Source organism: Paraburkholderia sp. 31.1 (genome assembly GCF_014397645.1).
Taxonomy (GTDB): Bacteria; Pseudomonadota; Gammaproteobacteria; order Burkholderiales; family Burkholderiaceae; genus Paraburkholderia; species Paraburkholderia tuberum.
Genome location: NZ_VZQN01000002.1, coordinates 233,702 through 242,710, shown reverse-complemented (window position 1 = coordinate 242,710; position 9,009 = coordinate 233,702). Strand labels below are relative to the sequence as shown.

The 9,009-nt window shown below is 63.7% G+C and carries 8 protein-coding genes, 1 other RNA gene and 1 pseudogene; 3 read left to right on the top strand and 7 right to left on the bottom strand.

Annotated features, from left to right (window positions below; translation table 11 throughout):
* Positions 1-160 precede the first annotated feature (160 nt).
* Together F6X37_RS02275 and F6X37_RS02270 are read left to right on the top strand one after the other, a co-directional pair.
* Positions 161-688: a MerR family transcriptional regulator gene (locus F6X37_RS02275; protein ID WP_090804611.1), complete on the top strand. Its 528-nt coding sequence runs from the start codon at positions 161-163 to the stop codon at positions 686-688.
* On the top strand, positions 607-1,017 hold the full coding sequence (locus F6X37_RS02270) for a carboxymuconolactone decarboxylase family protein (protein ID WP_090804613.1): 411 nt from the start codon (positions 607-609) through the stop codon (positions 1,015-1,017). Before F6X37_RS02275 ends, F6X37_RS02270 begins: the two co-directional genes overlap by 82 nt.
* Before the next feature lie 120 nt (positions 1,018-1,137).
* Here F6X37_RS02270 and F6X37_RS02265 read toward each other — a convergent pair whose 3' ends face one another.
* The 7 genes and pseudogenes from F6X37_RS02265 to trxA all read right to left on the bottom strand — a co-directional run bounded on the left by F6X37_RS02265 (position 1,138) and on the right by trxA (position 8,373).
* The gene (locus tag F6X37_RS02265) at positions 1,138-2,517 is read right to left on the bottom strand and encodes an MATE family efflux transporter (protein WP_187610158.1); all 1,380 of its coding nucleotides are present in this window, start codon (positions 2,515-2,517) and stop codon (positions 1,138-1,140) included.
* 2 nt (positions 2,518-2,519) lie between these two features.
* Complete coding sequence (locus tag F6X37_RS02260; RefSeq protein ID WP_187610157.1) at positions 2,520-4,277, bottom strand: ArnT family glycosyltransferase; 1,758 nt, start codon at positions 4,275-4,277, stop codon at positions 2,520-2,522.
* Positions 4,278-4,593: 316 nt separating this feature from the next.
* A complete protein-coding gene (locus tag F6X37_RS02255; RefSeq protein ID WP_090804621.1) occupies positions 4,594-4,857 on the bottom strand; it encodes a type B 50S ribosomal protein L31 in 264 nt (87 codons plus the stop codon).
* Between the two features lie 180 nt (positions 4,858-5,037).
* Complete coding sequence (locus F6X37_RS02250; protein ID WP_187610156.1) at positions 5,038-5,871, bottom strand: zinc-dependent peptidase; 834 nt, start codon at positions 5,869-5,871, stop codon at positions 5,038-5,040.
* Positions 5,872-5,904: 33 nt separating this feature from the next.
* Positions 5,905-6,387: pseudogene (locus F6X37_RS02245) on the bottom strand (MFS transporter); the annotation flags it as partial.
* Positions 6,388-6,496: 109 nt separating this feature from the next.
* Positions 6,497-7,765, bottom strand: a complete 1,269-nt coding sequence (rho, locus tag F6X37_RS02240; RefSeq protein WP_090804624.1) for a transcription termination factor Rho — start codon at positions 7,763-7,765, stop codon at positions 6,497-6,499.
* Positions 7,766-8,046: 281 nt separating this feature from the next.
* Positions 8,047-8,373, bottom strand: coding sequence for a thioredoxin TrxA (gene trxA, locus F6X37_RS02235; protein ID WP_013089343.1), 327 nt, complete (start codon positions 8,371-8,373; stop codon positions 8,047-8,049).
* Between the two features lie 508 nt (positions 8,374-8,881).
* Here trxA and ffs point away from each other — a divergent pair.
* Positions 8,882-8,980: signal recognition particle sRNA small type (gene ffs / locus F6X37_RS02230), an RNA gene on the top strand.
* Positions 8,981-9,009: the final 29 nt, after the last annotated feature.

Here is a 9,009-nt window from a genome sequence, read left to right as displayed (position 1 = left end):
CCGCCCAAATTGCAAGAGTAGACGCGATTCGGCCAAAGTTTACAAGCCCAGCCTCCAAGTCATTGAATGTAAACGGCTTGCTGGCGCGGGCGGCGCGGACAACGAAATGTGTATAACGCTATGACTTAGAGTGCACTCGAAGTCCTAACCTGAGTCCGTCATGTCGAAACACTCAACCGCGCTCACCATCGGTCAGGTCGCCGAAACGATCGGCGTGTCCACGCACACGCTGCGCTATTACGAACAGGCCGGCCTGATCCGGCCGGTCGGACGCACGCAGACGGGGCACCGGCTGTACTCGCCGGCCGATCTCGACTGGTTGCGCTTCGTGATGCGTCTGAAGGCAACGGGCATGTCGATCTCCGGCATGCAGCAGATCGCCGCGCTGCGCGCGCAAGGCCATCCGACGATGCGCGCACGCCGCGACCTGCTGGTTGCGCATCGCACCGCGCTGCTCGCGCGGATCGCCGATCTGCAGAGCAACCTCGGCGCGATCGACGACAAGATCGCGTACTACGAGGCGGCCACGAGCGGCGCGCTTGAGCCCGATCCGGCACGACAGGACGACGAAGCCTCGTCGCCCTCACACCCCGACAAGGACTCGCAATGGACTACGCACACAACGACCGCTACGCGCGGGGCTGGGACAAGCTCAGGGAAATCGACGGTTCGGCGGGCGAGCAGGTAATCGCCGCGCTCGCGCCCGTCGCGCCGGAATTCGGACGCCTGTTGATTGAATTCGGCTTCGGCGACATCTACAGCCGGCCGCAGCTCGATCTGCGCACGCGTGAGATTGCGACGATCGCGTCGCTCGCGACCCTCGGCTGCGCGCAGCCGCAGCTGAAGGTACATATCGAGGCGGCGCTGAACGTCGGCTGCACGCGCGAGCAGATCGTCGAGGTGTTCATGCAGATGGCGCTTTATGCGGGCTTCCCGGCCGCGCTCAATGCGCTGTTCGCGGCGCGGGAAATTTTCGAGGCCAAGGATCGGGAGGGGCAGGCCGCATACGCGGCGTGAGCGGGCTGAGCTGCGTGGGGAAGGAAAGGCGGATGCAGAACAGGTCGTCTCTCACCCCGGCTTGGGCGCAACTGACGGTCCGGTCGGTGCTATTCGTGGCCTTCCCAACCCTCCATCCCCTCAAACAGCCGAATCAACCAGCGCCGCCGCAGCCTCGCGCAAATAGCGCTGGCTCACGAATCGCCAGTACACGAGCAAGCCGAGCCCGGCAATCGCGAGACTTGCGGTATTCGCGACCCAGAAGCCGCGCGCGCCGGTCAGCCAGGGCGGCGTGAGGCCGGTCGTATCGAAGCCGAGTGCATAGCCGCCGCCGAGCCCGACTCCCCACAGCGCCACCGCATAGATGATGGTCGGCACGACCGCGACCTTGTAGGCGCGCAGCACGAACGCGGTCGAGATCTGCAACGCGTCGAACAGGTGGTAGCAGGCGACGATCAGCACCAGCGGCAACGCCTTCGCCGCCACCTGCGCGTTCGTCGTATAGCCGTCGACGATATACGGCCGCAGCACGAGCACGAGCGCGCCATAGCAGCACGCGATCGCAACCGCCATCGCGATGCCGTGACGCGACAGCGTGCGCGCCGCCTGCGGCCGATGCGCGCCGAGCGCCTGCGCGACCAGCGTCGACGACGCGATGCCGATCGACAGTGGCGTCATATAGAGCACCGCGCCGACGTTGCCGGCGATCTGGTGCCCGGCGAGCGTCGTCGTGCCGAAACGCGCGATGAAAAGCGCCATGAACGTGTACGACGTGACCTCGATCAGATACGACAGCCCCATTGGAATACCGAGCCGCAGTTGCGCGGCCTGGCGCTTCCAGACCGGCCAGCAGAAGTGCGTGAAGATGCCGAGTGCCTTGAAATCGTCGACGCGCGCGAGCAGCAGCATGCCGAGCGCCGCGAGTGCCCAGTTGAGCAGCGTGCTCGCGAGCGCGCAGCCCGGACCGCCCAGCGCGGGCACGCCGAGGCCGCCGAAAATGAACCAGGTATTGAGCGGAATTTTCAGCAGCAGCGCGGCGATCTGCAGGAACATCACGAGCCGCGGTTTGGCGAGCGCATTGGCAACGGAGCCGTAGACCCGGAAGGCGAGGCCGGCGGGCAGCCCGAACGCGAGAATCCGCAGGTACGCGAGCGTGCGCTCGTGCAGCGCGTCGGGCACCCGCGACAACGCCAGCAGCGGTCCGGGGAAGAACAGGATCAGAAAGCCGATCACGGTCAGCGCGGCGGCAAGCCACCATGACTGGCGGACCTCTTCGCCGATCTCGCCGTAGCGACGCGCGCCGTACAGCTGCGCGGTGATCGGCTGCAGCGCGGTCAGGATGCCGGTCAGGCCGATATAGACCGAGACGTAGATCGACGAGCCGAGGCCGAGCGCGGCCAGATCGACGGCCGAGTAGCGCCCGACCATCGCCGTGTCGATCACGCCGAACGCGATGATGGCCAACTGGCCGATCAATACGGGCCACGCGAGCGCGGCGATCTTCCGTACGTCGGCGAACATGGTCAGTCGCGCTTCTTGTGCCAGTTGCGGCGCTTGCCGGGCGGCGGCTTGGGACGGTCGATGCGCACGTACAGGCGGAAGCGCTCGTCGCGGTCGGCGGCGCGGCGGCCTTCCCACACGAGCTTCCAGACGTAGTCGGGCATCGCGCTCGGGTTGCCGTAGTCCTGCGAGTCCTGACGCAGGATTACGTCGCAGTCCTGGTCGAACGAGAAGTGCATGTCGCCGAAATACGCGAATGTCGCGATCTGCGCATTGCCCAGGCGCACCGGCGCGATGCACGTGTAGTCATCGGGCAAGTGGGCGGCGATCTGCTGCGCGACGTCGCGATAGGTCCGGCTGTAGTTGACGACCGGCAGCCACAGCGTCATCAGCAACACCCACATCAGCGTGGTGCCGGCGCTCGACAGCACGACGCTGCGCCACAGCACCTTCGGATGACGCGCGAGGCGCCAGCGCACCAGCAGGAACCAGCACACGGTCACCGCGACCGCGCACACGAACGACAGAATCTTGAACTGCGGCACGAAGCCGGGCGCGAGTCGCGCGAGATTGCGCGCGAGCGGATGCGGGAAGCCCGTCAGGCCTGCCACATACACGAGCCATACGAAGCTGCCGAGGATCGTGAAGCTCAGCAGCGCGAACCAGTCGATCGCGTTGATCGCGCCGCGCTTGAGCGTCGGCAGCGCGAAAGTGGCGAGCACCGCGAGCGGCGGCAGCAGCAGCATGTAGAGTCGGTTCGACTGATGGCTTTGCAGCACGACGAGCACGAACAGCGGCCCGATCACCGACAGCGGAATCGCCACGTGCGGCGCGCGCCGCAGTCCCTGCCAGCTGAACCACGACCACAGCGCGAGTGGCCAGGCGGGCCACGTGAAGAGCGGCAGGTTTTTCAGCGCATACGCGGCGACCGAGCCGGGCGGGCCCGCGAACGAACTCAGACTCACGTGCAGCCACTGGTTCAGATACCAGACAGCGTCGTCCGGGAACGCGGTGAGCGCGATGATCGGCCACGACACCGCGAGCACGAGCGCCACGGGCAGACCCGCGAGCAGCAGCCAGCGCGATCGCGTTTCGCGGACGATCAGCGTCATCGCGAGCGTGCCGAGCAGCAGCGCGCCGACCAGCACCGGGCTGCTCGCGAGTGTGACGAGGCCGATCGCGAGACCCCAGATCAGCGCGCCCTGAATCGGCTTGTCGATCATGCGCACGAGGCCGTACACGAGCATCGCGATGCAGACGAACTGCGCGAGCTGCGGCGTGGTCTCGTGACCGCGCTCGGCGAGGCCGAAGCACGCGAGCAGGATCAGCAGTGCGCCATCGGCGAGCGTGCGGCCATAGTCGCGCGGTTCCGGCTCGCCGCCGAACGCATATTTGAATGGCTGCACTTCGGGACGCCGGCCGAGCAGATACGCCGCGTACCAGACGAACGCACAGCCCGCGCAGAACAGCAGGCCCGTGAACACGCGCGACGCGTTGCTCGCGTCGACCCACGGTGCGAGGACGCGGATCGCGCTCGCGCCGAGCCAGTAGCCGAGCGGGCCGTCCTCGGTCAGATATTTGCCGACCAGATTCGGCAGCAGCCAATCGTGCGCTCCGCCGTTCGCCATCGTCCACATCACACCAAAGCCGGCTGCGTCCTCGTTCTTCCACGGATCGCGGCCGAACAGGCCGAACGAGGCGTAGACGATACAGATGGCCAGCAGCAGCCAGCGCGGCAACGCACTGGTCGCAGAGGCGGTGAGGCGAACGACAGGTCTCATGCGGTGTGTGGAGTCTGGATAAACGATGCAGCCGGAGCGGCCCGGCAGGTCAGGGCGCGAGGGCCCGTTTCGAGCATCCGGCATTGTAGTCGTGCCGTGCGATGCACGTCACGGCCGGTAACGCCCGGCAACGTCAATGCACAAGCTGTAACACAGTGTCGCGAAAGCGCGGCGTGCTCCTTCCGGCTGAAGGCTTCGCGCGGCGTGCGAACCAGCGGGCGCACAAGCGCAGGCGACAAAAAAGGGCAGCTCGCGCTGCCCTTTCTGTTTGCTCCGTTGCCGGCCGGAAGCCGGTACCGTTGCGGTATTACTTTTATTACTTTACTGCCTTGCCCGAAGCACGTGCGCCGAACTTCTTGTTGAACTTCTCGACGCGGCCGGCCGTGTCCATGATCTTTTGCTGGCCGGTGTAGAACGGATGCGATTCCGACGACACTTCAATCTTCGCGAGCGGGTAGGTCTTGCCGTTGAATTCCGCGGTTTCGCGCGTCTGGATGGTCGAGCGCGTCACGAACCTGAAGTCGTTCGACATGTCGACGAACAGGACTTCGCGGTAATTCGGGTGAATGCCTTCTTTCATGGTCTTTCCTTTAATCTGGCGGTAGCCAACCCGCGTGCAGCCTCGAATGGGACTGCCTTCAGGCGCGAGCCACTTGCCTACGGTCGAAAAACCGCGATTATGGCAGAAAATCAGTCGCTTGGCGATTTTTCTGCCAGCGGATTCTCTTGCGGCGCAAGCGGCGCCCACATTCGCGGCGTCTCAAATGGGCGTGAACGTCAAACCGACGCGCGCTGGATCTTGCCGGTAGTAGCGCGCGAGCAGTCGGTACAGTTCCGGATACTCCGCCTCGAACGCTTGGGGCCGCACGAACAGCGCCTCGCTGCATACGGCAAAAAATTCCGACGGATGGTCCGCCGCATACGGATCGATCAGCGACTCGCGTTCGAAACGCGCCCAGCGTCGCTCGGGCACCGCGTCGACTTTCGCACAGAAGTGATCGTATGCATGGTCGAACACATCGGCCCATGCCTGCGCATCGAGCGGCGCGTGCCAGCGGCGCATCAGCGGCGGGTGGCCATCCGCTTCGCCGTTGAGCATGTCGATCTTGTGCGCGAACTCGTGGATCACGACGTTGTATGCGTCGCTGCCATCGGTCATCTGCGCGTCTTCCCACGACAGCACCACCGGGCCGCCTTCCCACGCCTCGCCGCTGGCGTCGTGTTCGATCTCGTGCACGACGCCATCTTCGTCCTCAACGGTCTTGCGGATCACGAACTCGCCCGGATAGACGATCACGCCGACCCAGCCGCGATACAGATCGAGGCTCAGGTTCAGCACCGGCAGGCACGCCTGCGCGGCGATGCCGACCGTCATCGCATCGGTCAGCTCGAGCTCGTGCGCGGTCGAGAACTCCTTCTGCGCGAGGAAGAGAGTCGTCATCTCGCGCAGCCGCGCGAGATCGGGCGCTTCCAGATGCGTGAGAAAGGGTAGGCCGGCGAGTGTCGTCTGCCACAAGGAATCGTCGATCGCGTAGTCGCGCAGCGCGCGCTCGCGACGCCGTGCGCCCAGCCAGTTCGTGAGTTTCGACAGCATGCTTGGAGCCCACCTTCAGTCGATCTGTTTTTGCTACGCGGCGAACGGGCCGCCGCATATCGCGACGCCGATCAGAAAATAGAAACAGTCGAACGACGCGAGCAAACTGGCCTGCTGCGCAATCGACCGGCTGATCGACGCGATCGCGAGCGTGTTCTGGTAGACCGGATTGTACGGATTCACGGACTCCGCGAGGCGACTTTGATGCAGCGCGAGCCGGTGCTGCTCGACGATGATCACCGAGGCGGTCGCGAAGGAGAGGGTCAACTGCCGGACGATGTTTTTCAGCCGGTAGCCGTGCGTGAACTCCTCCTCGATCAAGAAGATGCGGCACGTCAGATTCGCGACCGGCGGCACGATGAACAGCAACAGCAGGCCGCGCAGCAGCAGCGGCAGGGCGAGCGCCGCCTCGCCGACGTCCGGCGACATGCGTGTCGTCCACCCGGCGGCGAACGCGGCCACCCCGAAGCCCGGCACGATGATCCACTTCTTGCGCGGCAGCAGCTTCGCAAAACGCGGCGCATTGTCTCTGCGGACGATGGACGAAAAAAACCGCTCGCAGTTTGCGAGCGGTTTTTCATGCGTTGCAGTTGCCGACTAATACGGCCAGCACGAACGTCGCGCGTTAGCTGCCGCCGCCACGACGCATCATGTCGAAGAACTCGGAATTGCTCTTCGTCTGGCGGATCTTGTCGAGCAGGAATTCCATCGACTCGACTTCGTCCATGTCGTGAATGAACTTGCGCAGTACCCAGATCTTCTGCAGCGCTTCGGGCTTGATCAGCAGCTCTTCGCGGCGCGTGCCCGACTTGTTCAGGTTGATTGACGGGTAGACGCGCTTCTCGGCGAGACGGCGCTCGAGGTGCACTTCCATGTTGCCGGTGCCCTTGAACTCTTCGTAGATCACATCATCCATGCGGCTGCCGGTTTCGATCAGCGCCGTGCCGATGATGGTCAGCGATCCGCCTTCCTCGATGTTGCGCGCCGCGCCGAAGAACCGCTTCGGGCGCTGCAGCGCGTTCGCGTCGACACCGCCCGTCAGCACCTTGCCCGAAGCCGGGACCACCGTGTTGTAAGCGCGCGCGAGACGCGTGATCGAGTCGAGCAGAATCACGACGTCGTTCTTCATTTCGACGAGGCGCTTGGCCTTCTCGATCACCATTTCGGCGACCTGCACGTGACGCGCGGCGGGTTCGTCGAACGTCGAGGCGATCACTTCGCCGGCCACCGAACGCTGCATTTCCGTCACTTCCTCCGGACGCTCGTCGATCAGCAGCACGAACAGCACGACGTCGGGATGGTTCTGCTTGATCGCGTGCGCGATGTGCTGAAGCATCACGGTCTTGCCCGACTTCGGCGACGCGACGAGCAGGCCGCGCTGGCCCTTGCCGATCGGCGCGATCATGTCGATGATGCGGCCGGTCACATTCTCTTCGCCACGCATTTCACGTTCGAGCAGCAGCACCTTGTTCGGGTGCAGCGGCGTCAGGTTTTCGAACATGATCTTGTGCTTCGAGGCCTCCGGCGGCTGGCCGTTGACCTTGTCCACCTTCACCAGCGCGAAATAGCGCTCGCCGTCTTTCGGCGTGCGCACTTCGCCTTCGATCGTGTCGCCCGTATGCAGATTGAAGCGGCGGATTTGCGACGGGCTGATGTAGATGTCATCCGTGCTGGCGAGGTAGGAGGTTTCCGGCGAACGCAGGAAGCCGAAACCGTCCGGCAGCACTTCGAGGGTGCCGTCGCCGAAGATCGTGTCGCCCGCTTTGGCTCGTTTTTTTAGAATGGCGAACATCAATTCCTGCTTGCGCAGGCGGTTCGCGCTTTCGATCTCGAGGCCATTAGCCATCTCGATCAATTGGGACACGTGCTGAGTCTTAAGCTCGGATAAATGCATACGGAGAACCCGCAGGAGAAGGTGCGACGAAATGAAATCTGGGAGGAGGGTGAGCGGAACCGCTCAAAGACTTACACGTCTTTTCGACGTTTTGTGGATTCTAGCATAGCACACGCCAATTTAAGCCAGTGCGGCAGCGTGGCATCTTTGTTGCAAAGCGTGTTGCCGACTGACAACACGCTTGACCGGCGGGCGCGGCGGTTTGCTCACCCGATGCGCCCGATTCTCCAACTGCCTGCGGCGCGCGATGGACCCGCGAGCGCCGCGGCGTACTGCTTGCTTTACAGGTTGCCGTCGAGGAACGCGGTGAGTTGCGACTTCGACAGAGCTCCGACCTTCTGAGCGGCAACGGCGCCGTTCTTGAACAGGATCAATGTGGGGATGCCGCGCACGCCAAACTTGACCGGCGTGGACTGATGCTCGTCGACATTGATCTTCGCGACTTGCAGGCGATCGGCGTAGTCCTTCGCGACCTCGTCGAGGATCGGCGCGATCATCTTGCACGGACCGCACCATTCGGCCCAGAAATCGAGCAGCACGGGTTTATCGGATTTCACGACGTCCTGTTCGAACGATGCGTCGCTAATATGCTTGATTTGTTCGCTCATTTATGAATACCTCTCTCGGTTCGAGGCCCGCCTGAATTGCTCGCCACGATACGTCAAAACTGGGAAAACTTCCGTTCGCTTTGCCGCATCCGGAGCCTCGCCGCGCATGCCTGTGAAAATCAGAAAAACCGTCTGAAAAAACGCCGGATTTTCACGCAATGCGCGGAAAGAGTCGCGTATGCGGGTCTTTCAACTGGCAGTGTAGCTTAATTCGCTATGCGTTGCCGATGGCGATAGTACTCATCAAAGCAGTGGGGCTAATAGGCCGCCGCCGCAGCGTCGGCCGGTTTCTGCGGCTCACGGCGACCGCGTTGCAATCTAAATGGAGTCGCGCGCGGCGAACTCAAGTGCCGCGGGTGGCGGGCGTCGCCGCGGTGGCCGGGAGGGCGTCTCGCGGCGTGCAGAAAGCGGCCGCAAACCGCGCGAAGCCGTTCGAAGCGGAGCGTCGTTCGCGTTTTGCTCATGTCAACAGTCGCACAACGCGCGCGGCAATGATAGAATCCTTCGTGACGGGCCTCCTCGCATGGAGGGATGGTCAACCTGGTCAGGTCGGGAACGAAGCAGCCACAGCCGTTTTCCACCAGTGCCGAGGGTCGGGCTCGTCACCTTTCCTTGCTTTTTTCTCCGCGACCGTTC

Excerpts from the sequence above, each read along its gene's own strand:
- trxA (WP_013089343.1), bottom strand. The coding sequence starts at position 8,373 with ATGAGCGAACAAATCAAGCATATTAGCGACGCATCGTTCGAACAGGAC.
- rho (WP_090804624.1), bottom strand. The coding sequence starts at position 7,765 with ATGCATTTATCCGAGCTTAAGACTCAGCACGTGTCCCAATTGATCGAG.
- F6X37_RS02250 (WP_187610156.1), bottom strand. The coding sequence starts at position 5,871 with ATGCTGTCGAAACTCACGAACTGGCTGGGCGCACGGCGTCGCGAGCGC.
- F6X37_RS02275 (WP_090804611.1), top strand. The coding sequence starts at position 161 with ATGTCGAAACACTCAACCGCGCTCACCATCGGTCAGGTCGCCGAAACG.
- F6X37_RS02270 (WP_090804613.1), top strand. The coding sequence starts at position 607 with ATGGACTACGCACACAACGACCGCTACGCGCGGGGCTGGGACAAGCTC.
- F6X37_RS02265 (WP_187610158.1), bottom strand. The coding sequence starts at position 2,517 with ATGTTCGCCGACGTACGGAAGATCGCCGCGCTCGCGTGGCCCGTATTG.
- F6X37_RS02260 (WP_187610157.1), bottom strand. The coding sequence starts at position 4,277 with ATGAGACCTGTCGTTCGCCTCACCGCCTCTGCGACCAGTGCGTTGCCG.
- F6X37_RS02255 (WP_090804621.1), bottom strand. The coding sequence starts at position 4,857 with ATGAAAGAAGGCATTCACCCGAATTACCGCGAAGTCCTGTTCGTCGAC.